This is a genomic window from Pacificibacter marinus, from assembly GCF_018860665.1.
Classification (GTDB): Bacteria; Pseudomonadota; Alphaproteobacteria; order Rhodobacterales; family Rhodobacteraceae; genus Celeribacter; species Celeribacter marinus_A.
In genome coordinates, this window is record NZ_JAHKPK010000017.1 from 67,001 (window position 1) to 90,392 (window position 23,392).

Annotated in this window: 24 protein-coding genes; 17 read left to right on the top strand and 7 right to left on the bottom strand. The window is 51.8% G+C overall.

The genetic code is table 11. The features are described from left to right. Window positions 1-72: 72 nt before the first annotated feature. Both KO497_RS03885 and KO497_RS03890 read left to right on the top strand, forming a co-directional pair. Complete coding sequence (locus KO497_RS03885) at window positions 73-2,175, top strand: YjbH domain-containing protein (RefSeq protein WP_215942653.1); 2,103 nt, start codon at window positions 73-75, stop codon at window positions 2,173-2,175. Then, window positions 2,172-2,879 (top strand): YjbF family lipoprotein, encoded by a 708-nt coding sequence (locus tag KO497_RS03890; RefSeq protein ID WP_215942654.1) that lies wholly within the window; start codon window positions 2,172-2,174, stop codon window positions 2,877-2,879. Before KO497_RS03885 ends, KO497_RS03890 begins: the two co-directional genes overlap by 4 nt. 149 nt (window positions 2,880-3,028) lie before the next feature. Here KO497_RS03890 and KO497_RS03895 read toward each other — a convergent pair whose 3' ends face one another. Then, the gene (locus KO497_RS03895) at window positions 3,029-3,232 is read right to left on the bottom strand and encodes a hypothetical protein (protein ID WP_215942655.1); all 204 of its coding nucleotides are present in this window, start codon (window positions 3,230-3,232) and stop codon (window positions 3,029-3,031) included. A gap of 309 nt (window positions 3,233-3,541) precedes the next feature. Here KO497_RS03895 and KO497_RS03900 point away from each other — a divergent pair, with 309 nt between their 5' ends. From KO497_RS03900 to KO497_RS03930, 7 genes are all read left to right on the top strand, one after another. Continuing rightward, complete coding sequence (locus KO497_RS03900) at window positions 3,542-4,744, top strand: MFS transporter (RefSeq protein ID WP_215942656.1); 1,203 nt, start codon at window positions 3,542-3,544, stop codon at window positions 4,742-4,744. After that, on the top strand, window positions 4,741-5,802 hold the full coding sequence (locus tag KO497_RS03905) for a polysaccharide pyruvyl transferase family protein (RefSeq protein ID WP_215942657.1): 1,062 nt from the start codon (window positions 4,741-4,743) through the stop codon (window positions 5,800-5,802). Before KO497_RS03900 ends, KO497_RS03905 begins: the two co-directional genes overlap by 4 nt. Window positions 5,803-5,807: 5 nt before the next feature. Next, complete coding sequence (locus KO497_RS03910; protein WP_215942658.1) at window positions 5,808-6,428, top strand: glycosyltransferase family 29 protein; 621 nt, start codon at window positions 5,808-5,810, stop codon at window positions 6,426-6,428. An 82-nt stretch (window positions 6,429-6,510) separates the two neighbouring features. After that, the gene (locus KO497_RS03915) at window positions 6,511-7,533 is read left to right on the top strand and encodes an aspartate-semialdehyde dehydrogenase (RefSeq protein ID WP_215942659.1); all 1,023 of its coding nucleotides are present in this window, start codon (window positions 6,511-6,513) and stop codon (window positions 7,531-7,533) included. Between the two features lie 339 nt (window positions 7,534-7,872). Further along, window positions 7,873-9,522: a DUF4139 domain-containing protein gene (locus tag KO497_RS03920; RefSeq protein WP_215942660.1), complete on the top strand. Its 1,650-nt coding sequence runs from the start codon at window positions 7,873-7,875 to the stop codon at window positions 9,520-9,522. A 365-nt stretch (window positions 9,523-9,887) separates the two neighbouring features. Then, window positions 9,888-10,115: a hypothetical protein gene (locus KO497_RS03925; protein WP_215942661.1), complete on the top strand. Its 228-nt coding sequence runs from the start codon at window positions 9,888-9,890 to the stop codon at window positions 10,113-10,115. A 54-nt stretch (window positions 10,116-10,169) separates the two neighbouring features. Continuing rightward, window positions 10,170-10,481, top strand: a complete 312-nt coding sequence (locus KO497_RS03930; protein WP_215942662.1) for a TFIIIC subunit 6 family protein — start codon at window positions 10,170-10,172, stop codon at window positions 10,479-10,481. Window positions 10,482-10,486: 5 nt separating this feature from the next. Here KO497_RS03930 and KO497_RS03935 read toward each other — a convergent pair whose 3' ends face one another. After that, window positions 10,487-11,134, bottom strand: coding sequence for a carbonic anhydrase (locus KO497_RS03935; RefSeq protein WP_215942663.1), 648 nt, complete (start codon window positions 11,132-11,134; stop codon window positions 10,487-10,489). Window positions 11,135-11,298: 164 nt separating this feature from the next. Here KO497_RS03935 and KO497_RS03940 point away from each other — a divergent pair, with 164 nt between their 5' ends. From KO497_RS03940 to KO497_RS03950, 3 genes are all read left to right on the top strand, one after another. After that, window positions 11,299-11,676: a hypothetical protein gene (locus KO497_RS03940; protein WP_215942664.1), complete on the top strand. Its 378-nt coding sequence runs from the start codon at window positions 11,299-11,301 to the stop codon at window positions 11,674-11,676. 103 nt (window positions 11,677-11,779) lie between these two features. After that, entirely contained in the window at window positions 11,780-13,165 is a 1,386-nt protein-coding gene (locus KO497_RS03945) for a leucyl aminopeptidase family protein (protein ID WP_215942665.1), read from the top strand. Further along, complete coding sequence (locus KO497_RS03950; RefSeq protein ID WP_215942666.1) at window positions 13,158-13,970, top strand: NlpC/P60 family protein; 813 nt, start codon at window positions 13,158-13,160, stop codon at window positions 13,968-13,970. Before KO497_RS03945 ends, KO497_RS03950 begins: the two co-directional genes overlap by 8 nt. Before the next feature lie 3 nt (window positions 13,971-13,973). On the opposite strand, the gene KO497_RS03955 is transcribed toward KO497_RS03950, so the two are convergent. Beyond that, a complete protein-coding gene (locus KO497_RS03955; protein WP_215942667.1) occupies window positions 13,974-14,315 on the bottom strand; it encodes a DUF2794 domain-containing protein in 342 nt (113 codons plus the stop codon). A 494-nt stretch (window positions 14,316-14,809) separates the two neighbouring features. Between KO497_RS03955 and KO497_RS03960 the strand changes: the two genes are divergently transcribed. From KO497_RS03960 to KO497_RS03975, 4 genes are all read left to right on the top strand, one after another. Continuing rightward, window positions 14,810-15,241: a c-type cytochrome gene (locus tag KO497_RS03960; protein ID WP_215942668.1), complete on the top strand. Its 432-nt coding sequence runs from the start codon at window positions 14,810-14,812 to the stop codon at window positions 15,239-15,241. A gap of 189 nt (window positions 15,242-15,430) precedes the next feature. Next, window positions 15,431-16,408, top strand: coding sequence for an iron exporter MbfA (gene mbfA / locus KO497_RS03965; RefSeq protein WP_215942669.1), 978 nt, complete (start codon window positions 15,431-15,433; stop codon window positions 16,406-16,408). Between the two features lie 22 nt (window positions 16,409-16,430). Then, window positions 16,431-16,922 carry a YaiI/YqxD family protein gene (locus KO497_RS03970; RefSeq protein WP_354668085.1) on the top strand — a complete coding sequence of 164 codons (492 nt, stop codon included), beginning with the start codon at window positions 16,431-16,433 and terminating at the stop codon, window positions 16,920-16,922. Next, window positions 16,919-17,542 carry an HAD family hydrolase gene (locus tag KO497_RS03975; RefSeq protein ID WP_215942670.1) on the top strand — a complete coding sequence of 208 codons (624 nt, stop codon included), beginning with the start codon at window positions 16,919-16,921 and terminating at the stop codon, window positions 17,540-17,542. Before KO497_RS03970 ends, KO497_RS03975 begins: the two co-directional genes overlap by 4 nt. Here the strand turns inward: KO497_RS03975 and KO497_RS03980 are convergent. After that, window positions 17,539-18,792 carry an MFS transporter gene (locus KO497_RS03980; RefSeq protein WP_215942671.1) on the bottom strand — a complete coding sequence of 418 codons (1,254 nt, stop codon included), beginning with the start codon at window positions 18,790-18,792 and terminating at the stop codon, window positions 17,539-17,541. The two genes, KO497_RS03975 and KO497_RS03980, sit on opposite strands and share 4 nt — an antisense overlap. Before the next feature lie 113 nt (window positions 18,793-18,905). Between KO497_RS03980 and zapE the strand changes: the two genes are divergently transcribed. Next, window positions 18,906-19,994: a cell division protein ZapE gene (gene zapE / locus KO497_RS03985; protein ID WP_215942672.1), complete on the top strand. Its 1,089-nt coding sequence runs from the start codon at window positions 18,906-18,908 to the stop codon at window positions 19,992-19,994. Between the two features lie 31 nt (window positions 19,995-20,025). On the opposite strand, the gene KO497_RS03990 is transcribed toward zapE, so the two are convergent. From KO497_RS03990 to KO497_RS04000, 3 genes are all read right to left on the bottom strand, one after another. Further along, window positions 20,026-21,291, bottom strand: a complete 1,266-nt coding sequence (locus KO497_RS03990; protein ID WP_215942673.1) for a bifunctional folylpolyglutamate synthase/dihydrofolate synthase — start codon at window positions 21,289-21,291, stop codon at window positions 20,026-20,028. Between the two features lie 93 nt (window positions 21,292-21,384). Continuing rightward, window positions 21,385-22,323 (bottom strand): acetyl-CoA carboxylase, carboxyltransferase subunit beta, encoded by a 939-nt coding sequence (gene accD, locus KO497_RS03995; RefSeq protein WP_215942674.1) that lies wholly within the window; start codon window positions 22,321-22,323, stop codon window positions 21,385-21,387. 63 nt (window positions 22,324-22,386) lie between these two features. Continuing rightward, on the bottom strand, window positions 22,387-23,280 hold the full coding sequence (locus KO497_RS04000) for a CPBP family intramembrane glutamic endopeptidase (protein WP_215942675.1): 894 nt from the start codon (window positions 23,278-23,280) through the stop codon (window positions 22,387-22,389). Window positions 23,281-23,392: the final 112 nt, after the last annotated feature.

Genomic DNA, 23,392 nt, shown 5'->3' on the forward strand with positions numbered 1-23,392 from the left:
TACATTCGAGTGGGTGTTTGATGAAACTTTGATATGATGTCTGCAACTTAAGAAACGGGTGGAACAGTGTCTTTGAAGCTTAAAAAAAATGTGTTTGGCCTTGGTTTTGCGGCCATGTGTTTTGTATCCACAAGTTCGGCTCAAGACCTGTCAACGACGCGCCTGAATGTGATGGGGCGTCAAGGAATCGTTGAAATGCCGACCGCAGAAGTTGCGCCGGACGGGCAGCTTGCTCTTAGCTATTCGAAATTCGGAAAGATCAGCCGCACGACATTGACCTTTCAGATCACGCCACGCCTATCTGGCAGCTTTCGGTATTCTGGCATTGAGGACTATAGCGAGTCATTCGACACCTATTGGGATCGCTCATTTGATCTAAGCTACTTGTTGATGAACGAGGGCGCATACCGTCCCGCTGTCTCTGTTGGCCTACAAGATTTCATGGGAACAGGATTACTGAGTGGCGAGTATGTCGTCGCGACCAAATCGATTGGCGATAAGCTGCGGGTGACTGGTGGCTTGGGCTGGGGCCGACTGGGCAGTTACAGCCCGCTTGGATTTTCGTTTGGCGAACGCGATACGTCATTCATCGAAACTGGCGGGACACTTAACTTTGGTCAATGGTTTCAGGGTGAGGCAGCTGTCTTCGGCGGTCTGAGCTATCAGTTGAACGAAAAAATGACATTATTGGCTGAGTACTCGTCGGACGCCTATACCAAAGAGGTCGAACAAGACGTGTTCACCCACAAATCCCCGATCAATGTCGCTCTTGATTACAAACTCGGTCAAAACACATCCGTCACAGCATTCTTTTTACATGGCGATGCTGTTGGGTTGCAATTTTCAACGGGGCTCAACCCGAAAAACCCGAAGGTGGCGGGCGGGATCGAAACTGCGCCACTTCCCATCCGTCCTCGACCAAGTCGCTCGGCTGACCCTATTGGTTGGTCCGGTGAGTGGGTCGCTGAAGTTGGCGATGCTAGTGGCATTCGGTCTGCTTTGGCAAAGGCCATGGCGGATGAAGGCCTGGCGCTTGAAGCTATGTCTTTGACGACAACACGGACAGAAGTGCAGTTCCGCAATGAACGCTATGGCGCTCATTCACAAGCTTTAGGGCGTTTGGCACGAATCATGACGCGGGCTTTCCCGCCATCTGTTGAGACATTCGTTTTGACCGAAACGCTTGATGGCGTTCCTATTCATTCAACGGTGCTACCGCGTTCCAAATTGGAAGCCTACGAATTCTCCCCTGCGCGCAGCATGCTGGATGCCGCGACATTTACCGATCCACTCAGCTTGCAGGGTGATAATTTGGTCGCACATGAAGGCGCCTTTCCAAATACGCTTTGGTCAGTAGCACCTTATGTGGCTGTTTCGGTTTTCGATCCGCACAGCCCAATACGTTTGGACTATGGTGTTCGAGGGCAAATCAACTATGAAATGGCCCCTGGTCTCACACTTGACGCGGCAGCGACCTTGCGTGTTTCAGGTGACATCTCGGAAGAAGAAGATGATTATGATGATTCCAATATACCGCATGTGAGAACGAGTTCGCGCGAATATGATAACCGTGTACAGCTCGAAAAACTGACGGCGAATTGGTACAGTCGGCCTGCCCAAAACGTGTTTGGTCGTTTGACGGTTGGCTATCTTGAATCTATGTACGGCGGTGTCTCAGCCGAGGTGCTTTGGAAGAAACCGAGCAGTCCCTTCGCTTTGGGGGCAGAGCTTAACTACGCCGTTCAGCGTGATTTTGAAGAGACCTTTGGCTTTCGCGATTATGATATCGTGACAGGGCATGTGTCGGCTTACTACGCCTTTGAAGGTGGGTTTCATGGGCAACTTGATGTGGGCCGGTATCTTGCTGGCGATTGGGGGGCAACGGTGTCTGTCGATCGAGAGTTTAACAATGGCTGGCGTGTTGGGGCTTATGCGACTCTTACGGATGTACCATTCGAAGATTTTGGTGAAGGGTCTTTTGATAAAGGCATTCGTATCACTGTGCCATCGGCGTGGTTTGCTGGAACGCCAACGACAGAAACAAATGATTTCGTTATCCAATCTTTGACCCGTGATGGTGGTGCCAAGCTGAATGTCGACGGTCGACTGTATGACCGCGTGCGTGGGATGCAAGGCGCAGAAATCGAGTCACGTTGGGGGAAGTTTTGGAGATGAGCATATTTAATCAATACGCTGCAAAACTGATGTCAGCTTGTGTTGTTTGCCTGTCTCTTGCTGCTTGCGGCAATGACGTTCAGGCGCGCCGTGGCGCGGATACAGTTAAGGAGTTGGCTGTTCTTGCCAAGTCGCGTCTGTTGGGTGGAAAAGCCGTACCTGCCGCGCCTGCGGATCCCGTTGAGATGATCGACTACGCTTTGCGGGCTGTTCCTGATGCGCCGTTACAATTCATCTTGATGGAAAAAAGTGGCGGATTTGCTGTGTCGACCGTTCAGGGGGTGAATGGCCGGAATGTGACGTGGATTTCTCCTGATCAAAAGTCGATCACACTGAAGACGGGTTTGTTGACGGCGACACGCGGCTTTGGCGGTGATGTCATGTCCGTTGAACAGGGCGGCGCTGAGCGACTCGTATCTGGGCATAGATCAGGACAAGTGCAAAAGACCTATCGATTTTTGAATGGTTCGGACCAGACCGGACGGTTCGTCGTCAATTGTAATGTTGTCGTAGGCGGTACGGATCACGTTTCATCGGGTGAAATATCTGCGACGACGCGCGTGATGACGGAATCTTGTCAGTCCGAGGGCGGCACTGAATTCACAAATACCTATTGGGTAGACACGTCTGGACGTATGGTTCAATCTGTCCAGTGGGCAGGTCCTGATGTTGGCACAATCGTCTTTCGGCGCCTCCGCTTTTAGACCAGAATTTCATCAAGACAAATGACAGAATTCATAAGGGCCTGCCATATGTGGGCCCTTTGTTGTTGGAAGCGGCAGGAATCAAGACAATAAAAAACGGCAACCTAAAAAGGTCGCCGTTTTAAAACTTATTAGGCGCGTGCCTGAACTTACTTAGAGTTCAAAGCAACTGCGACTGCTGCTGCACCGAGCAAGAGCAATGCAGCGTTGCCGCCGAGAGAACCCATGGAAGAAGAAGAAGACTCTTCAACAACAACAGGTGCTACTTCGATAACTGGATCGGAGTAAGCGCCAGCCAAAGAAGCGGACGCAGAAGCTGCAACGATAGTTGCCGCAAGGATAACTTTTTTCATAACCAAATCTCCATCAAGAGGTATTCACTCGACCACTCGGTCAAGCTCCACAAAGATGTGGCATATTCTTTTACACATATAAACCCCAAACTTCTGTTGGCTATGTCGTGTGGGGGGGGGGTAGTGGCACAGATAGCACAATTTTGGCGATTTGGGGCCAGTATTTGCTTAAGTTGATGCGAAACGCAAAAAACTCCCCGTAACTGAAAGACCCTATATGAAGAATTCAACACAGATAACGTAACAGATTCTCTGTGGACAGCTGGCTGTGTTTCGGGCAATCGAACGAGAAGAATAAAGGATTTCCAAATGATCAAAGGTCTGATCTGGCTTATCGTTGCGTATAGCCTCAGTCAATTCTATCGTGCATGTCTTGCCGTTTTCGCGCCCGTTTTGAAAACCGAAATTGGTTTGCAAGCCGATCAAGTGTCAACAGCATTGGGGATTTGGTTTCTCATTTTTGCAGCCATGCAGATCCCTGTAGGTTGGCTGTTGGATCATCGATCGCCGCGTAAATTCGCATCAATTTTGTTGGCAATTGGTGGCGGTGGCGGCGCATTGGTTTTTGCCATGGCTCAAGGACCTTGGGGCATTTACATCGCGATGGCGTTGATTGGAATCGGGTGTTCGCCAGTGCTTATGCTATCCCTTTATATTTTTGCCCGTAGCGCACCCGCCGATCGTTTCGGGACCTTGGCGGGACTTGTTGTTGGACTGGGGTCGCTTGGCAATCTTGCAGCCTCCGTGCCGTTGTCATGGGCGATGGCGCTCATCGGATGGCGGGGGGCGTGTTTGGTCTTGGCTGGAATAACGGTTTTCGTTGCATTGGCGCTGAGCAGATTCGTACAAGACCCCCCCGCAGTAGATCATTCCAAAACAGAAGGTGGCACAGGGTTGCGCGATCTTTTAAAAATCTGGTCGTTGTATCCAGTCTTGGCGATGGCAGCAGTGGCCTATGCCCCAGCTGCGGGGTTACGCGGCAGCTGGGCGGGAGGCTACTTGTCCGATGTGTATGGCCTGACGTCCGACGGTATTGGTCGTGTGACATTTTTCATGGCTTTGTCGATGATTGCTGGCGCACTTGCATTTGGCCCGTTGGACCGGATCATCCGCAGTCGAAAACGTATCGTAGTGATTGGAACTTTGGCTGCGTTGGTTTGTCTTGTCGTACTTTGGGTCGGCGCAGGATCACAAAGCGTTTGGCAGATTTCGGCTTTGCTGGTTGGTGTTGGCTTTTTTTGTTCAGCTTACGGTCAGATTATGAACCACGGACGGACACTTGTTCCTGCGCATCTTACGGGGCGTGGAGTGTCGTTGATAAATTTATTTTCCATCGGAGGTGTTGGTGTGTCTCAAATCGTAACCGCCCGCCTCTTTCGAGCAACCCTCACAGATGACGCGACGCCTTATCTGGGATACACATCTGTGTTCGCATTCTTTTCCCTCGCGTTGGTCGTGGGGACAGTAATCTATTTGTTCAGCTCTGACACTATAAGTAAGTCCAATACATGACCAATTCGCAAACTGCTCCGATCAACGTTGTTCTAATGAATGACACATCCTCGCGGTATCATCATGGCTGTGCGTTGGTGATGCGTAATTTGCGTGATGGATTGGAGACGCGAGGATGTACGATTTTAGCGACGTCATATGCGCGTCATGATTGGCAGAATGATCCTAGTTTTATCGCTACACTGAAGGACGCGCATTTGGTTGTCGTGAACGGTGAAGGCACGCTGCATCATGGCAAAGATGCTGGGGCGGCACTCTTGAAAATCGTAGACCGCCCTGAGCTGAGCGAGACGCCCGTTGCGCTGGTGAATGCCCTTTACGAAGCCAATCCGGATGAATGGGGTCGGTGGCTGTCTAAATTTAGGATTTGTGCTGCACGCGATAGTGTTTCACTGGCTGCAATGGAAACAGATATTTCGCATGCCGTTTCTAAACCTGATTTGATGTGGTTGCCTGATTTGTCGATGGCGCAAGGTGCGCGGCCAGTTGGCGGCCAACGTTCAGGGATTATCGTCGGGGATAGTGTGAAATGGAATCGTCGGCGTGACTTGGTACGATTGACGCGGCGACTGAAACTGGATCAGTTCATTCCGACAAAGACCCTCAGGTCGCGAGTTTGGCATATGCCTGTTGTGCGGCACCTATTGTACTGTGTTTACAACGGTGTGCTGCAATTTAATCAACCGCGATTTACCATGTCGTCCGATACCGAGGCGTATTTGGCGCAATTGGCAGCATGTGAAGGTCATATCACTGGAAGGTTCCATGCGGTCTGCCTGTCGATGATAACGCGCACTCCTTTTCTCGCTCTATCGTCTAACGCTTCAAAAATTGAACGCTTGCTGCAAGATGTGGGTCTTGGCACTGATCGGCTTGTGCGGCCTGATCAACTCACCTCTTTGACACGTGCGGATATCGTTCGGCCATTTTCAGACCAAGAAACGCAAGCGATAGATGCCTTTTTAGAGCGAGCGAGCCGAGAATCTGATGCATTGTTCGATGGATTGGCAGACTTGGCAGGCGGGAAACTGAATTTGGACAATGAGGAACAAAAATGAGGTTGTTGTTTGCAAAGCTCAGGAATGACGAAGCCTACCTGACTAGGCATGCGTGCCTCATCGATGGATTAAGTGCGAAGCTAAAAGGCAGGCGGGTTGCCATTATAGGGAACGCACGCGCGCTTGGCAGAGTTGGCGCTGATAAAGGCTACGGAGCAAGCATTGACGCCTGTGATATTGTTATCAGATTGAATTCTGCGCCTATGCCCTCGTTTGAAAGTCATGGACACAAAACGACTATGATTGCGATGTCGACGCCAGTTGCTCAATCTGTACTGGAACAGCGTGAGCCGGAAATGGTGCTTTGGATGACACCAAAACGAAAACGCTTACCTCGCAGGTTGATTGCGCTTGGTGAACAGTTCTTTTTGTATCCCGCCGCTCGCAATGCAGCGTTGGCGCACCGTCTTGGAGGCCGGCCGACAACGGGCGCAATGGTGATTGATCTCGTTTCCCAAAGTGACGCTGGAACAATAGAACTGTTTGGTTTTGATTTCTTTTCCAGTCTATCTTTGTCGGGGCGTCGCGACGCGCGTGAGGTGAAACACGATTTTGATGCAGAAGCGCAATATGTCAGTGAGCTTGTGAAAACAGACCCACGGATCACACTTCACCCTATGGAATAAGGGGCATCAAGGATTCTGCCTTTACAATTCCGCACAAATTGCTATCTCCCAGTGCTGTCATTGGACATAAGGAGTACCCCTAATGGGTTATAAAGTCGTCGTCGTAGGTGCCACAGGCAATGTGGGTCGCGAAATGCTGAACATTCTGGCTGAGCGCCAGTTCCCTGTAGATGAGATCGCTGTTTTGGCGTCCCGCAAATCTATGGGCACGGAAGTGTCTTTCGGCGACAAGACCCTGAAGACCAAGGACCTTGCGACCTTTGACTTTACCGGTTGGGACATGGCTTTGTTTGCTGTGGGATCTGAAGCGACCAAAGAATACGCGCCGAAATCGGCTGCTGCTGGCTGTGTTGTGATCGATAACTCATCTTTGTACCGCTACGATCCGGATATTCCGTTGATCGTGCCGGAGGTGAACCCAGACGCGATCACAATGTATTCCAATAAGAATATCATCGCGAATCCGAACTGTTCGACCGCTCAGATGGTTGTGGCGTTGAAGCCACTGCATGATCGCGCAAAAATCAAACGCGTTGTAGTGTCGACTTATCAATCCGTGTCTGGCTCAGGCAAAGACGCGATTGACGAGCTGTGGGATCAAACCAAGGGCATGTATGTGCCTGGCCAAGAAAAGCCGGCAAAGGTGTACCCAAAGCAGATCGCCTTTAACGTTATCCCGCAAATCGATGTGTTTATGGATTCCGGCGACACCAAAGAAGAATGGAAGATGATCGTCGAGACCAAAAAGATCATCGACCCGTCTATCAAAGTCACAGCGACCTGTGTGCGCGTGCCTGTATTCGTTGGCCACTCTGAATCTATCAACATCGAAACCGAAGAGTTCTTGGACGAAGACGAAGCGCGCGATATCTTGCGCGAAGCACCAGGCATTTTGGTGGTCGATAAACGTGAACCAGGTGGCTATGTCACGCCCGTCGAATGTGTTGGTGATTACGCCACATTCATCTCGCGTATTCGCCAAGATGTGACTGTTGAAAATGGCCTGAACCTATGGTGTGTTTCTGACAACCTGCGCAAAGGTGCTGCTTTGAATGCGGTGCAAATCGCTGAGCTGCTTGGGCGTCGCGTGCTCAAAAAAGGCTAATCACACCTAAGGTGATGACTATACTCTTAACAAAAGGGCGCTTATTGGCGCCCTTTTTTGTGCCGATTTGATTTTGTTTCCTGCACTTTGTTTAAGGTTATGGCGTGTGAACGCTTTGGGCATAGGGCCAAGACCACGTGGGGGCCTATATCGTCAGCGAAGACATGCGAGATCGTCCAGACAAATTCCCAGCGCGTGTCGAGTTTGAGAACAAACACATCGTATAAGCGCCATCCTGAACATCGGCAATGAACCGCCCTTTTGTAATGTCAGTTGATCTCATGGCTTGCGATTAAAGCACTGTCATAGAAGAGTTCCTTCAACCCATCGGAGGAAAAAATGACCCCCAAATCCATTTCAAAGATTTTCGCCCTCACTGCCGCAACTGCACTTGTGCCCAGCGTGGCATTAGCTGATCTGTTTAAAGCACGCAGCGTGGTTTCTGAGGCCACGATCTATGTGCAAGGTGCGAATGTGACCCGCGCGGCGACTGTCACGCTTCCCGCAGGACAGCATCAAATCACTCTTCTCGATATTCCGGTCGATTTCGGAACGCTTGAGGCCGATAGCTTACAAACACGTGTAAGCGCCGGTGTGCTCGGTCAGGTTTCAGTTGCAAAAGAGACCTTGGAAGAACGAGATATTTTGGCGCGCCTCAGTGGCCTGCCTGAGTATACGGCTTACCTTGAGATCAAAGACAAGCTGACGATAGCTAAGCAAGACGTTGAGGCCATTGAGTTAGAAGTGACAGCCGCCGGCGATGCGTTGCTGTTTATCAATGGGCTTAAAGCTCCTGAAAGCGCAACTGCCGCAGATGTCGCGGAATTTTCTCGGATGGTTCAGGCGCAATCGCTTGAGGCGCGTTTGGCCGCTCAAGATGCAAAGGTGCGCGCTCAAGCGGCATCTGAGGCAGTTCAGGACTTCGAACTGGACCTAAAGGCAGCTGAAGCGGAACTGACAAAATTTGCCCCCCTTACAGGCGATCGTTTGCGGGTGACGTTTGATCTGACGCTTGCGACTGCGGGTGAGGTGGATATCTCGCTGTCATATTTCACTACTGATGCCAGCTGGGCACCGGCTTATAAGGCTGACCTCGATACCGTCGAAAATACGTTGAATTTGGAACGGTCTTTGGTCGTGCTGCAAAACACTGACGAACCTTGGATAGATGTCGATCTGAATGTGTCGACGGATATGCCATTTCAGGATGTTGCACCAAGTGAGTTACGTGAATATATTCGCCGTATCATGGATCCAATGCAGCCGCGTGCGGTGCAAAAAATGGACATGCAGGCAGAGATGGCGGTGTCTGAGCCTATGATGAGTGCAGCACCGGTTTTTGCTGAAGATGTTGCAATGGTCCAAACTTATGGTCTCAGTCAGACCTATGCCTATCCACGCCCTGTGACGTTGCTGTCGTCGGATGCAGCCCATACCGAGTTGGCGATGGATGCAATCGCACTCACACCTGATCTCACAGTGCGTGCTGTGCCGCTATATAATGACGCGGGCTATTTGGTTGGTGACCTGATCAACGATAGCGGCGAAGCGCTGCTGCAAGGCCCTGCCAAACTGTTTCGCGATGGCGTTTATATCGGGACGCATAATCTACAGACCGTTGTCGATGGTGCCGAATTTGAAATGCCTTTTGGGCGCATCGATGGTGTAAAAATCGCACGCGTTGTTTTAGATCGCAACGAAGGTGACCGTGGTTTTATCTCTAAATCCAATGAAACCAGCAGCAGTGTGCGTCTTGATGTCGAAAACCTGACCACCCGCGCTTGGCCAATCGAGGTTCTGGACCGTGTGTCTGTATCTGAACAAGACGATCTTGTTATTGATTGGAGCGCCTCGCCTATGCCTACGCAACAAGGTGTGGATGATCGTCGTGGTGTGTTGAGCTGGCGTTTTGATCTGCCGGCAGGTGAAATCAAAAGCATCACAGTCGATGAAAACTTGCGTTGGCCAGAGGGAAAAACTCTGCACTAGGTCACACAGAACCATACCGTATGATGCGGCATTATTCGGCGGCGCTCTGTTTTGAAGTGTCGCCGATTCGCGTTGTATAGGCCTGATTTCAGGTGAGCCACAGATTTGCCACAGTGCTGCCACCCATTCGGCACGGCTCTGAATCAATGTTAACTATGACTTCGGGGGTGCGTCGAATTTTAACTATCGCAGATGAAGAACTTATGTATTTGTTTTTGCTTTATTAATTGTCATGTTCCGAACCTAAGGATGCTAAGAAACCGTAGTTGTTTCAAATTCGATTGAAGGTTTAATACGCGTATTTTGATGTTTGTGGTCACATGTCTTTAAGGGTTCCGGGGGCTCGGAACACAGAGGATGGAAACATGATCGACACAAACACACGCACCCGTCAGGCCATCGATACCGCATATGAATTCGGCGGCGCGATTGCTCTTACGTGGGACGCTCACGTGGCCAAAACGACCTCGCGCCATGCCAATCACAATCTGACTTCAGAAGCGCGCAACGCGAATGTGATCGTTCTTGGCGGTCACCGTGACGATGGTGATTTTCGCCCAGACCTCGGCGTGCGTTTCGCAGTCGCTGCGTAACGTTTCGACGCATTCAGGGCCTTTGGCCTAAAATAAACAATTGAAGGACGCCAAATGATTGATTTTATCGCCAAGGCCCGCACAAACCGCATTATCGCTTTGAACCTCAGCAGCAAAGGGACCGAGATGTTCTTTCCTGAGGATGATACCGCCACACGAATTGGCGAGGTTAATACAGGTCGCCGCGCAGTGACACATGTGTCACGATCAATGCGTCTGCGCTCTCAGTCAGTTCAGACTTCAGCAATGATCGAAGCGCCGCGCTCAGACATGATTGCGAACGGTCAAACGGACCAAGCACCTCAAGACGTCTTTGTTCTGACTAAAGAGTTTGCGATCGCTGACGCAGAATGTGTTGCGGCGTAAGGCACTTAGATTGGGATGAACGATTTCGAACCGGTGTCATATTGATGCAGCGACCCGTCGCCAATGTCGTTCCAAAGCCCGTGCAATGTAAGGCTACCGTCTTCAACGGCGCTTTGCACAAATGGAAAGCTCATCAAATTTTCAAGCGACACAAGCACGGCTTCTTTTTCAAGGGCGCTCGCCCGGTCAGCTTCGGGTAAAGATGAAACACGATCATAGCCAGGGCGCATGATGTCCATCCAGCGTCCGATAAAGGATGATTTTTCTTCAAGCTCTGGGGCAAGGCCCGCGCACATATCATGACAGCCTTTGATGCCACCACAATTTGAGTGGCCCAAAACAACCACATGCGCCACTTTGAGTACGCTCACCGCATATTCGACTGCAGCCGATGTACCGTGGTGATCGCCATCTTGCGTAAACGGCGGCACCAGATTGGCGATGTTGCGGTGAATGAAAAATTCGCCTTGGTCTGCACCGAATATAGATGTCACGTGAACGCGCGAATCGCAGCACGAAATAATCATCGCACGAGGACGTTGTCCCTCATCCGCCAGACGACGATACCAAGCTTTATTCTCGGTATATGTCGTGGCTTTCCAGCCAACGTAACGCTGAACCATATAGGTTGGTAGGTGTTTGACATATTTCATTTGTGCGCGTCCTCTTGAAAGTGGGCGTTTGTATTCGTTCAAATGTAGAGAAATTTTGAGTGGCATTCGAGGGAAAAACCACTTGGACTAAACCTTTTCTTGAGGCCTTTGCGTCAATGTAGGGATATGGCGCGTGGGGGCGTGCATAACATTGGGGTGTTATAATGGTGGTGAAAAAACTGCGACCAAAAGGGATCGTCCATGTGGACAAAGAACGGCTAGATCAGCTTTACGCGCAACTCGGTGATTCAGGGGCTGACGGTGTCGTTTCGCGCGCGATGGAAGAACTCGCCGTGCGTTTGGCCAAAGTCGACAGTTGTTACAAAAAGGGACAATTAGAAGACATGAAAAAAGCCGCGCGATCAATGATCGCTATTTCCGAACAAATCGGAATGGAAACCTTTGCCAATGTCGCCGCAGATGTGAACACGCTGGCGACAATGGATGACGGAACTGCTCTGGCGGCCACTGTCGATCGGTTGATGCGCATTGGGGAAAACTCCCTTCTGGCTGTTTGGGATTTACAAGGCGTTTCCGTTTAGGCGGGGCGAGATACGAGGGTTTTGGATCGTCCATTGGCGATCCGGCTTGCAGGTGGCGTTGGATAGGTTAGGCTGAGTTGAAACACTCACAAGAGCTTGCCCAATGCCACTTTTTTTTGCTGAAGCCTCATCCGCCTCAATCCCGCTGCACCTCGTTTTGAGCAGTGAGACTGATAGATTTATTTCAACGCGACCTGACCAAGAGGCCTCATGGCTGAGGGCGAATGGATTCACAGGGGCCGCAGGGTCTGTGTGCGTGATACCGTCTGCAGATGGTGTCGCGGCGGTTGTTGCCGGACTTGGGTCTGAGGCCGATCTCAAACGAACACGTTTTGGCCTTGCCGATATCCGCAGTAAACTGCCCGAGGCCACGTATCAGTTGATGACAACGCTCACGGGGGCACAGCTTGATGAACAGGTTTTAGGCTGGCTTTTGGCGGGGTATGTCTTTGATCGTTATATTAAAAAATCGCCCCCTCGTGCACAGTTGATCGCCCATGAGGGTATCGATGCCGCACGGTTGGAAGCGATTGCACAAGGCGAGTTTTTAACGCGTGATCTGATCAACACGCCTGCGTCTGATATGGGACCAGCGGAACTTGAAGAGGCTGCGAACGCGCTGGCAAAAAACTTTGACGCGCAGTTTTCAACCATTCAAAGCGAAGCGCTTTTAGATGAGAACTTTCCAATGATTCACGCTGTTGGGCGCGCCTCTTCGCGTGGGCCACGTTTGATCGATATGCGCTGGGGCAACAAAGGTCCTAAACTTACATTGGTTGGAAAAGGTGTGTGCTTTGATACTGGCGGGCTAAACCTTAAGCCTGGGTCATCTATGGGTTTGATGAAAAAGGACATGGGGGGCGCTGCTACTGTGTTGGGTTTGGCGCATATGATTATGGCGCTTAATGTGCCCATTCAGTTGCGCGTGTTGATCCCCGCTGTTGAAAATTCCGTGTCTGGTAATGCGTTTCGCCCGCAGGATATTTTGACATCCCGCAAGGGTTTGACCGTTGAAATCAACAACACAGATGCCGAAGGACGTCTTGTTCTGGCCGATGCTTTGGCCTTGGCGGATGAAGAAGACACCGACTTGATTATCTCGATGGCCACCCTGACGGGGGCCGCGCGTGTGGCTGTGGGGCCCGATCTGTCGCCCTTCTTCGCCACACAAGCGCAAGACGCGGCCTTTGTGGCCAAAGGGGCCGAGGCCGCAAGCGACCCCGTGTGGCAATTGCCGTACTGGGAACCCTATGAGAAGATGATCGAACCAGGCATTGCTGATCTCGACAATGCACCTGCTGGCGGCATGGCAGGATGTATCACAGCCGCATTGTTTTTGCGTCGGTTTGTGACCAATACGCCGCGCTATATGCATTTTGATGTCTACGGATGGTGTCCATCGTCCCTGCCGGGGCGCCCGAAAGGCGGCGTCGGCATGGGCGCGCGTGCGCTATTGGCTGCTTTGCCTGATCTTTTGAACCATGACTGATCGCCGTTTAACCCCTGCCAATGACCGTGTGGCCCTGAAGGGATTTGCATTGCAGGGCCAGACCGAAGTTGTGGCTGAGGCGACATCCGTCACCAAGCCAGTGGCAGATTTGCGCGATGTCCCGCAAGGTGCGCGCACGCGCCAATTGGTGTTGGGCGAACAGTTTGATGTGTTGGAACGTCACAACAGTTGGACCTTTGGGCGTGCAGCACGCGATGGATATATGGGCTATATTGCCGAAGGGGACCTTGGGTTTCCTTTTGCGCCAACCCACAGGATTTCCGCGCGTGCTACGCATTTATATCCTGAAGCCGATTTTAAATCTGAGGCACGCGAAAGCCTGTCCTTTGGCTCCCGTATTTGCGTTGTGGATGAGCGTCACAAATTTGTTGAAACCGACACGGGGCGCTTTGTGCCCAAAGCCCATGTGCGTCTTATTGATCGACCCTTTTCTGACCCTGTGACCGTGGCGCAGCTCTTTTTCGGAACCCCCTATCTTTGGGGGGGGAATTCCAGCTTTGGCGTCGATTGTTCCGGTTTGGTACAAGCGGGATTCACGGCTTGCGGTTTGGGCTGTCCGGGCGATAGCGATCAACAAATGGACTTGGGGCAGGCCGCCACTGGCGCATATGAGCGCGGTGATTTGTTGTTTTGGAAAGGCCATGTCGCGCTTTGCGTTGACGGTGAAACGCTAATCCATGCCAGCGAGCATTATATGGCTGTGGCCTACGAGCCGATTTTAAAAGCGATCGCGCGGATTCAAGCGCAGGGAAATGGGGCCGTGACGGCGCATCGTCGCCTGTAGCGATCAATCGACTGAGCGGATCAGTTTGCGATCAAACACGCGCAGCACATTGCGCAGCTCGTGTCCCCGTTTTAAAATCTGCCCGTCCATACCGATGACAGAATACATGCCTTGGCGGCCGCGCAGCTTGGGGCGCTTTTCGATCCGATACATCGGATGTTCCGCTGTGCGCCGAAAAACGGAAAACACTGCGACGTCTTTTAAAAAGGACATACCGTAATCGCGCCATTCGCCAGCGGCAACCATTTGCCCGTACAGGCCCAGAATCGCACCGAGCTCATGCCGGTCGAAGGCAACCTTATCGTATGCGTTCTTGGTGTTCGGAAAGGGCGTTGGTGTCGTCATTGTTCAAGATTGGGCGCAAAAAGACAACAAATCAAGAGATTGCCTGGAGCTTGGTCGTTTTTACAAAAATGGCTGCCCTAGTATTGCCACAAAAAAAACCGTGCCTTTCCTTGTTCACTTCCTCTTTTAGCCTGCATTTAAAGGCAAAACTAAACACAGAGCGAGAACGCTTACCCCGGGGTCGCGGTTTAACAGCCCCCACCCAGTTCGCGATCTCGGGGATCTCGCTCTAAGTTATTGTGAAGTCGAGGCAGGCAATCCTGCTTCGGCTTTTCATTTTTCTGCATCCCTAATGTGTGATGCGGTATTAAAAACCACATATGACGACACCATTGGACAGGCGACATCATGCCTAAGCTCACCGAGTTTGGCATCTGGCAGATTTGTGAGTTTTGTTTCAAATTAATTCTAGTAGGGTTCACAGTATGTGATTGGACGTCATTCGCCCTGAATGATCCAACAGCCTAAGTCAAAGAGTTCACAGGAGATCTACAATGAAAAAAATTCTCACGGCATCTGCCGTTCTAATCAGTCTTTCTATTGGCGCTGTCGCACATGCTGAAGTTGAAAACCAAGCGGTTGCAGATCGTATGGCGGCCATGAAAGCTATTGGCGGTTCAATGAAAACGCTCGGCGATATGGCCAAAGGGGCGACCGAGTTTGACGTGGCCGTAGCGCAGGCCGCAGTTGACACATTGGAAGCACAGTCCGAGGCGTTGCCAGCGCTGTTTGAAGCCCAAGAAACCGATCCAGAAAGCGAAGCCAAGCCAGAAATTTGGACCAACTGGGATGATTTCGTGGCCAAGTCGAATAGCCTCAACGCAGCTGCTGCGGCGATCACAATCACGGATGCTGCATCTGTGGGTGCAGCATTGGGTGCTGTCGGTGGTTCGTGCAAAGATTGTCACTCAGAGTATCGCATGTAAGCGGCTCTTATAGTTTCAACTATGACAATTCTCCGTCCGCCCGTCCAAATCGATTATGGTAACGGGCGGGCGGTAGTCATTGTTTATATCATCCCAGAGACAATCAGCGCACTGGACCTTAAGGTTTAAAGTGATCACTATCGTTCGAGACATACACTTGTTTAAAATGTTTCAAAAAGGTCCGATGAGATGATCCCAGGGTTTGCATACCGAAAACGGTTTTCCGATCTGTCAGAGCAGGACATCCTTGCGCTTGCGATTTCGTCAGAGGAAGACGACGCACGCATTTACAGGACTTATGCGCATAATCTGCGCGAAGAGTTTCCAAACAGCGCTGCAATTTTTGATGAAATGGCTGTTGAAGAAGATGGTCACCGATCCGCGCTGATCGAGTTGCACCAAAAACGGTTCGGCGATGTCATTCCTATGATCCGCCGCGAACATGTGTCCGGCTATTATGCCCGTAAACCTGTTTGGTTGATTGAAAACCTGTCCTTGGATCGCATCAGATCTGAGGCCCGCGGCATGGAGCAAGCAGCCGAAGCCTTTTACCGCAAAGCTGCGACGATGACCCAAGATGCGGCCACACGTGATCTGCTAGGACATTTGGCAGCTGCAGAGGCTGGTCATGACGAAAAAGCGGCAGAACTTGAGGCCACGCATCTGGGCGGCGACAAGCGCTCAAGCGAAGACAGTGACGCGCATCGCAAGTTTATTTTAACATGGGTGCAACCAGGCCTTGCTGGCTTGATGGATGGATCTGTTTCGACTCTCGCGCCAATTTTTGCCACGGCTTTTGCCACGCAAAGCACCCACACCACTTTTCTTGTTGGTTTGGCGGCTTCTGTGGGGGCGGGCATCTCAATGGGCTTTACCGAAGCCGCCTCCGATGATGGTCAGCTCTCTGGGCGTGGTTCGCCGATCAAACGTGGCATCGCCGCTGGCGTTATGACGACTATTGGCGGGTTAGGACATACTCTACCTTATCTTATTCCAGACTTTTGGACGGCGACCGTCACCGCGTTCTTCGTTGTGTTTGTTGAACTTTGGGCGATTGCATGGATTCAAAACAAATACATGGAAACCCCATTCATGCGCGCCGTTTTCCAAGTCGTTTTGGGCGGTGGCTTGGTCTTTGCCGCTGGTGCTTTGATTGGGGGCGGGTAAGGTTGACCCAAAGGAGACCTCTGTGACTGATACGCCTGATAGCTCTGAGCCTAAGACGCCTAAAATCTACATCGACGCTGATGCCTGCCCTGTCAAAGACGAGGCAGAAAAGGTGGCGACACGCCATAAAATTCAATGCCTTTTGGTTTGTAATGGTGGCTTGCGGCCCTCGCAAAACCCTTATGCCGAAATGATTTTTGTACCTGACGGACCTGATGTGGCCGACATGTGGATCGCGGATCGTGCGGGCGTTGGTGATGTCGTTGTCACCGGTGACATTCCTCTGGCCGCGAAAGTCGTCGAATCCGGCGCGCGCGTGATCAAGCACAATGGTGAGCCGCTGACCAAGGCCAATATTGGCAATGTGCTGGCGACGCGTGATTTGATGGCCGATCTGCGTGCTGCGGATCCGTTTCGTCAAGGCGGCGGAAAACCGTTTGCCAAAGCGGATCGCTCAAGATTTTTAGATTCATTGGAACGTGCCGTGCAGGCGGCAAAAAGGGATATCGTATGACCGTTGAAACTGTTGTTTTTGACATTGGCAACGTGCTGATCGAATGGCAGCCAGAGCGCCATTACGATAGCGTGATTGGGGAGGCGCGCCGCAAAGAAATGTTTGCTGCCGTTGATCTGCATGCCATCAATGACGAGGTTGATCGTGGCGCGCCATTTCGTGCGACCATTGAAAAAGCGGCAGATGACTACCCCGCGTTCAAAACCGAAATCTTGATGTGGTATTTCGACTGGATCAAAATGGCAGCGCCCGCAATTCCGCACTCGGTGGCTTTGTTGCGTGCCCTGCGCGCCAAAGGCATTCGTGTGATCGCACTGACAAATTTCGGGATCGAAAGCTTTGAGTTCGCTGAAACCAAATATCCGTTCCTGACCGAGTTTGACAAAACCTATGTGTCTGGCCGCATGGGCTGCGTCAAACCACATAGTTTGATTTACGAAATGCTAGAGGCGGGTGAACAGGCTCAGCCAGATCGTTTGCTTTTTGCCGATGACCGCCAAGAAAATATCGACATGGCCGCCAGTCGAGGGTGGCAGACACATCTGTTTACTGGCCCGCAAGGCTGGGCTAAGCGCTTGGTGGATGAAGGTTTACTGACGATGGAAGAGGCCGGTCTTTAACGTACGGCTTGGGCGAGGCGTTGGCCCAATGGCACTTCTTTGATCGGCAAATGGATCACTGCAGAAAATATGCCGACGCCGATGCCAACCCACCACACGGCCGTGTAATCGCCGTAGATGTCATACAGGCGTCCGCCCAACCACACGCCCAAAAACGCGCCCAGTTGATGCGAGAAAAACACGATTCCGTACAGGGTTCCCATGTAACGCAGCCCATAAATATGCGCGACCAACCCTGATGTCAGCGGCACGGTGGCCAACCACAAAGCGCCCATAGCCAGTGAAAAAATCAACACAGACGCAGGCGTGATCGGCAAGGCGATGAACAAGATCGACGCAATCGCACGCAATGTGTAGATGCCGGTCAGCAGGTACTTTTTGGGCAATCGATTGCCCAAGTAGCCTGCAAACAAAGTGCCCGCAATATTCGCAGCGCCAATGACCGAAATTGAAACTGCACCAAGGGTCGATGTCGACCCGATGCCAATACTGGCGAGCAATCCCGTGGGATCAACCGCGCCACACATTTCGGTCACGAGCGCAGGAAAATGCGCTGTGACAAAGGCCAATTGATAGCCGCACGAAAAGAAGCCCAAAAAGATCAACGTATAGCTTGGGTCTTTGAAGGCTTTCTTCAAAATTTGACCCAGGCTGTCGTCAAGCTCGGTTTTGGTGGCCATTTGCGGTGAACGCATAAACGGCAGCACCAAGAGCGAGGCCAAAATAGCCACAGCAAACAAAAGAAATACGTCTTGCCAGCCCATAAAACTCAACAACCAATCCGCAAGCGGCGCGCCAAAAACTTGGCCCGCCGACCCCGCAGCCGTGGCAATCGCCAATGACATAGATCGGTTCTCGGCTGAGGATGCACGCCCCACAACCGCCAAGATCACGCCAAACCCCGTGCCTGCTATGCCAAAGCCAATCAGCGTTTCAAACAGTTGATGCGCTTCAGGTGTGATCGCGAAAGACGACAATACCAAACCTGCCGCATAGGCAATTGCGCCCAGTATGATCGCTTTGCGGTCACCGATGCGTTCGGCTAGCGCGCCAAAAATTGGCTGACCAATGCCCCAAAACAGGTTCTGAATCGCAATGGCCAGCGAAAATTCAGCGCGCGGCCAGTTGAATTCGGCGGCAATCGGGATTTGAAAAACGCCAAAAGAAGCGCGGATCGAAAAACTGATCAGAATGACAACACAGCCCGCCAAAAGAACGGGAGTAAATAAGGGCGTGCGTGTGCTGGACATAGATGTCTCCTTTGCGCTCACTCTATCGTCATTTCTATTGAGAACGTCAAACAAATGATCTGCATGACGCCCATCATCTTTTCTTATGAGATTGCGCGTATTATGGATGTGCCATGGATAGTTTGACTCAGATTTATAAAGCTCGTGTTGCCGCTGGAACGCTGCGTGCGGATGTCGCACAAGAAGCAGTTTTGCCGCTGTTTGATCGATTGCAACATGATTTGGCGACGGCGCCCGTTGGCAAACGCGGATTGCTGTCTCTGATTGGCGGGCGCAAAAAGCCTGATCCCATAAAAGGCCTGTACATTTGGGGTGGCGTTGGGCGTGGCAAGTCGATGTTGATGGATCTGTTTCATGAACATTCTCCCGTACCTTCACGCCGCGTTCATTTTCACGCCTTCATGCAAGACGTGCAGGCGCAAATTTTTGAGGCACGTCAAAAAGGCATCGCGGACACGATTGTACCCGTCGTCGATAAGGTCGCTGAAGAGGTGCGTTTGCTGTGTTTCGACGAAATGCAGGTCACTGACATCGCCGATGCGATGATCGTGGGGCGTCTGTTTGAAGGACTGTTTGCGCGGGGTGTGACTGTTGTGACCACTTCGAACCGTGTGCCAGATGATCTGTATAAGAACGGCCTCAATCGGCAGCTCTTTTTGCCCTTTATCGATATCATTAAAGACAAGTTAGAGGTGCATCATCTGCATTCTCCAGTCGATTACCGTCAGGGGCGTTTGACGGGCACGCCCGTTTATTTCAGTCCGATCAATGATGAGACACGTGCGACGATCAATGAGATTTGGACAGATCTGACTGGTGATGCATCTGAAGGGCTGACGATTAAAGTCAAAGGCCGCGACGTGAAGCTGCCGAAGTTTCACAACGGTATTGCCCGCGCGACGTTTTGGGACCTGTGCGGTCAGATGTATGGTCCAGGAGATTACTTGGCGATTGCAGACGCGGTGAAGCTGTTGATTATTGAAGACATCCCGCGTTTAGGACGTGGCAATTTCAATGAGGCCAAGCGGTTCGTGACTTTGGTTGATGCGCTATATGAGGCAAAAGTGCGCGTGGTCGCCAGTGCGGTTGACGCGCCCGAAAGCCTATATATCGAAGGTGCTGGCGTGTTCGAATTTGAACGTACAGCCTCGCGTTTACGCGAGATGCAAGACAAAGACTGGGCAACAGACGACGCTCATTAAGATGGCGCTGTCTAAAGTCGTGCGGTTTTAATCAGCCGTTTTCGCGCAAAACCGCACCGGCAAGATAAAGCGAACCGCAGATTAAAATCCGCGCATCGGGATCCGTTGCTACAATAGACCGAATGGCCTCAAAAACGCTGTCGCTTTGTGTCGCTTTCATACCAACATCTTGGGCGACTTTTGCGGTCTCCTCAGCGCTGAGTGTGGCAGCTTCACCAGGGATCGACACGGCGATGAGCTGCTCGGCATGACGCGCTAGCGGGCGCAAATACCCACCAATGTCTTTGGTGTTTAGCATACCGCAAATCAAATAGGTGGTGCGGGGCTGCAAGCGATCCATGGCTTCCGCAAGGGCAAGTCCTGCGGCGGGGTTATGCCCGCCATCCAGCCAGATTTCGGCGTCTACTGCGGCCTCAATCAACGGGCCTGTCTTGAGACGCTGCATCCGTGCAGGCCACTGCGCGCCTGTGACGGCAGCCTCTAGGGCAATATCACCCATATTAAGATGGCGCAGCGCTGCAAGGGCCATGCCGGCATTTTCAACTTGGTGTTTGCCAATCAGATTTGGCAAAGGCAAATCGCGCAGGCCTGTTTCGTCTTGAAAAACCAACCGTCCATGCTCTTCAGTAACATGCCAGTGTTGACCATAAGCCAGCAAGGGCGCGCCAAGGCGCATGGCTTGGCGCTCGATCACCTCCATCGCGGCCTCAGGTTGTGGGCCGACGATGCAGGGTACGCCGCGTTTGATAATGCCGGCTTTTTCACTGGCGATGGCTTCGATCGTGTCCCCCAAAAATTGGGTGTGATCGATAGAAATCGGTGTGATGACAGTCAACGCGGGCGTGTCGATGACATTGGTGGCATCCAAGCGCCCGCCAAGGCCCACCTCAAGCAAAGTGTAATCGGCTGGCGTGCGTGAAAAGGCCAAAAGGCCTGCGACAGTTGTGATCTCGAAATAGGTGATGGGTTCGCCGCCATTGGCGCGTTCGCATTCTTCCAAGATGTCTTGTAATGCGTCTTCGGAAATCAATTCCCCTGCAAGGCGAATACGTTCGTGAAATCGCGCCAAATGCGGTGATGTATAGGCGTGTACCGATTTGCCAGCGCCCTCAAGTCCAGCGCGGATCATCGCTTGCGTCGATCCTTTGCCATTGGTGCCCGCGATGTGGATCACAGGGGGCAGCTTGGATTGGGGGTTGTCGAGCGCGTCAAGCAAGCGCCAAACACGGTCCAGAACAAGGTCGATCACTTTGGGGTGCAAAGACATCAGACGATCGAGGATGATATCGGAACGCATAGTTGGACCTGCGATTGTAATGTTGGGGGGCTCAGCAATCACAGCGTGCTGGGCGCTGGTGGAGTGGGCGGCGGTGTCGCCACCCGTCCATGATTATTCAGCTTTGGCTGAGTCCGCTGTGTCAGTGGGTGCTGCCAATTCAGCTACCTCGGTTGGGGCTGGTAAATCCGCCACAACAGCAGGGGGCAGACCACCGAGCATACGCAAAATGGTGACCAATTCGTCTTTCATCTTGGTGCGATGGGTCACGCGGTCAAGCATACCGTGATCCAAAAGATATTCAGCGCGTTGGAACCCTTCGGGCAGTTTTTCACGGATGGTTTGCTCGATCACGCGTGGACCAGCGAAACAGATCAGCGCGTTCGGTTCAGCGATTTGTACATCGCCGAGCATCGCGTAAGAAGCCGTGACGCCACCAGTTGTCGGATGGGTCAGCACAACGATGTAGGGCAGGTTTGCTTCTTTCAGCATCTCAATCGCAACAGTCGTGCGTGGCATTTGCATCAGGGATAGAATACCTTCTTGCATGCGTGCGCCGCCAGCGGCCGAGAACATCACAAATGGACGTTTCAGTTCAATCGCACGTTCGACGCCAGCGATAAACGCATTACCGACATACATGCCCATGGACCCACCCATAAAGGAAAAGTCTTGCGCTGCTGCGACGATGGGCGTGCGACCAATCTCGCCTTCTACCACAAGCATCGCATCTTTTTCGCCCGTGGATTTTTGTGCGGCCTTCATACGGTCGGGGTATTTTTTCTGATCTCGGAACTTCAGCGGATCTTCGACAACGGCGGGGACTGCGATTTCCGTAAAGATACCGCCATCAAACAAAGCCCCAAAACGTTGGCGTGGCGTGATGTGCATGTGATGGTCACAGTTGGTGCAGACGTTTAAATTGTCTGCCAACTCACGGTGAAACAACATGGTTCCACACTCTTTGCATTTCGTCCAAAGATTATCGGGCGTTTCTTTGCGCGAAAAGAGAGAGTTGATTGTCGGGCGGACGTAGTTGGAAATCCAGTTCATGCGTAAGCCTTTGGCCGAAGTCTGTGTTAGCCCTCAAATAAGCAGCAATGACGGGAATTGCAATCAACGCTTAAGCGCAATACGCGCGGTGAGCCAAGTAATCAGCAAAATAAGGCCTTCAAAGCACATTAAAATAGGGTCTGAAAAGGCAGTGTTCAGATCAACGTCACGCGTCCAAAGGCCAAAGCCAGACAGAACCCCAGCAACAGGTGCTATGAAAATCACCGTCATGTTGTTGATAAAATGTACCGCAATGGCCGGGCCAAGAGTGCCACTGCGTGCTGTCAGATCGCCCGCGACAAGGCCAAAGAGTGTGGCCCAGACAACGGGAAAGAGTGCAGAAAGGCCTTCAACATCGCCAGATATATGCCCCAGTCCAAAAATCAGTGCGCTTAAAGCCATACCCTTTGCATAAGACCCTGTCGCACCAATCAGCTGTGTCTGTAGATATCCGCGGAAAAAGAGTTCTTCTGCAGTGACCTGTATGGCGAGGCCGACCAATCCCAGTGGTAGCCAAGTGAGCCATAATCCTAACGCCAGTTGGCTTTGAACCTCCATAGATGATTGCGGGGCTGGAACCAACATCATCACAATTGTGAGGCAGAACATCCATTTAACTGTCACAGAAAACTGACTGCGTAACAGCGGGGCAGGGCCTGTGAGATCGCGCAGAGTGCGATTGGAAAGTTTTTTGGCGAAAATGACCGTTGCCAGAATTAGTATAGCGAAGCTGGATAAAATAAGAAACAGCCCGCCCTGCGATGTGCCGATTTCGATACCTGTTGGAGTAAGTTTTATCGCCGACAGTTCGGGCGCAAGAGATCCAATCAAGCCCAGCGCCAAAGGCGTTACAAGGGATACAACTAAAAACGTAGCGACAAGCGCCACAACTATGCGCCAATAGGCTCGTTGTCTGAGCGCAGATGCCACCATGTCCGCGTATGCGTTGTACTTCATCACTTGTCCTTACAGGTTGACTTTCAACGGACATAGCAGCCGCACTGGGGCTCGCAAAGAGTTGGGGTGACAAATGTTTCACCGCTCTTGCGAGCTTATGGCGTGAACTGTA

Coding starts and splice junctions, on each gene's coding strand:
- KO497_RS03935 (WP_215942663.1), bottom strand. CDS start 11,134: ATGAAATATGTCAAACACCTACCAACCTATATGGTTCAGCGTTACGTT.
- KO497_RS03930 (WP_215942662.1), top strand. CDS start 10,170: ATGATTGATTTTATCGCCAAGGCCCGCACAAACCGCATTATCGCTTTG.
- KO497_RS03900 (WP_215942656.1), top strand. CDS start 3,542: ATGATCAAAGGTCTGATCTGGCTTATCGTTGCGTATAGCCTCAGTCAA.
- KO497_RS03980 (WP_215942671.1), bottom strand. CDS start 18,792: ATGTCCAGCACACGCACGCCCTTATTTACTCCCGTTCTTTTGGCGGGC.
- KO497_RS03990 (WP_215942673.1), bottom strand. CDS start 21,291: ATGCGTTCCGATATCATCCTCGATCGTCTGATGTCTTTGCACCCCAAA.
- KO497_RS03955 (WP_215942667.1), bottom strand. CDS start 14,315: ATGACGACACCAACGCCCTTTCCGAACACCAAGAACGCATACGATAAG.
- KO497_RS03945 (WP_215942665.1), top strand. CDS start 11,780: ATGCCACTTTTTTTTGCTGAAGCCTCATCCGCCTCAATCCCGCTGCAC.
- KO497_RS03920 (WP_215942660.1), top strand. CDS start 7,873: ATGACCCCCAAATCCATTTCAAAGATTTTCGCCCTCACTGCCGCAACT.
- KO497_RS03890 (WP_215942654.1), top strand. CDS start 2,172: ATGAGCATATTTAATCAATACGCTGCAAAACTGATGTCAGCTTGTGTT.
- KO497_RS03960 (WP_215942668.1), top strand. CDS start 14,810: ATGAAAAAAATTCTCACGGCATCTGCCGTTCTAATCAGTCTTTCTATT.
- KO497_RS03925 (WP_215942661.1), top strand. CDS start 9,888: ATGATCGACACAAACACACGCACCCGTCAGGCCATCGATACCGCATAT.
- KO497_RS04000 (WP_215942675.1), bottom strand. CDS start 23,280: ATGAAGTACAACGCATACGCGGACATGGTGGCATCTGCGCTCAGACAA.
- mbfA (WP_215942669.1), top strand. CDS start 15,431: ATGATCCCAGGGTTTGCATACCGAAAACGGTTTTCCGATCTGTCAGAG.
- zapE (WP_215942672.1), top strand. CDS start 18,906: ATGGATAGTTTGACTCAGATTTATAAAGCTCGTGTTGCCGCTGGAACG.
- accD (WP_215942674.1), bottom strand. CDS start 22,323: ATGAACTGGATTTCCAACTACGTCCGCCCGACAATCAACTCTCTCTTT.
- KO497_RS03940 (WP_215942664.1), top strand. CDS start 11,299: ATGGTGGTGAAAAAACTGCGACCAAAAGGGATCGTCCATGTGGACAAA.
- KO497_RS03915 (WP_215942659.1), top strand. CDS start 6,511: ATGGGTTATAAAGTCGTCGTCGTAGGTGCCACAGGCAATGTGGGTCGC.
- KO497_RS03905 (WP_215942657.1), top strand. CDS start 4,741: ATGACCAATTCGCAAACTGCTCCGATCAACGTTGTTCTAATGAATGAC.
- KO497_RS03975 (WP_215942670.1), top strand. CDS start 16,919: ATGACCGTTGAAACTGTTGTTTTTGACATTGGCAACGTGCTGATCGAA.
- KO497_RS03895 (WP_215942655.1), bottom strand. CDS start 3,232: ATGAAAAAAGTTATCCTTGCGGCAACTATCGTTGCAGCTTCTGCGTCC.
- KO497_RS03950 (WP_215942666.1), top strand. CDS start 13,158: ATGACTGATCGCCGTTTAACCCCTGCCAATGACCGTGTGGCCCTGAAG.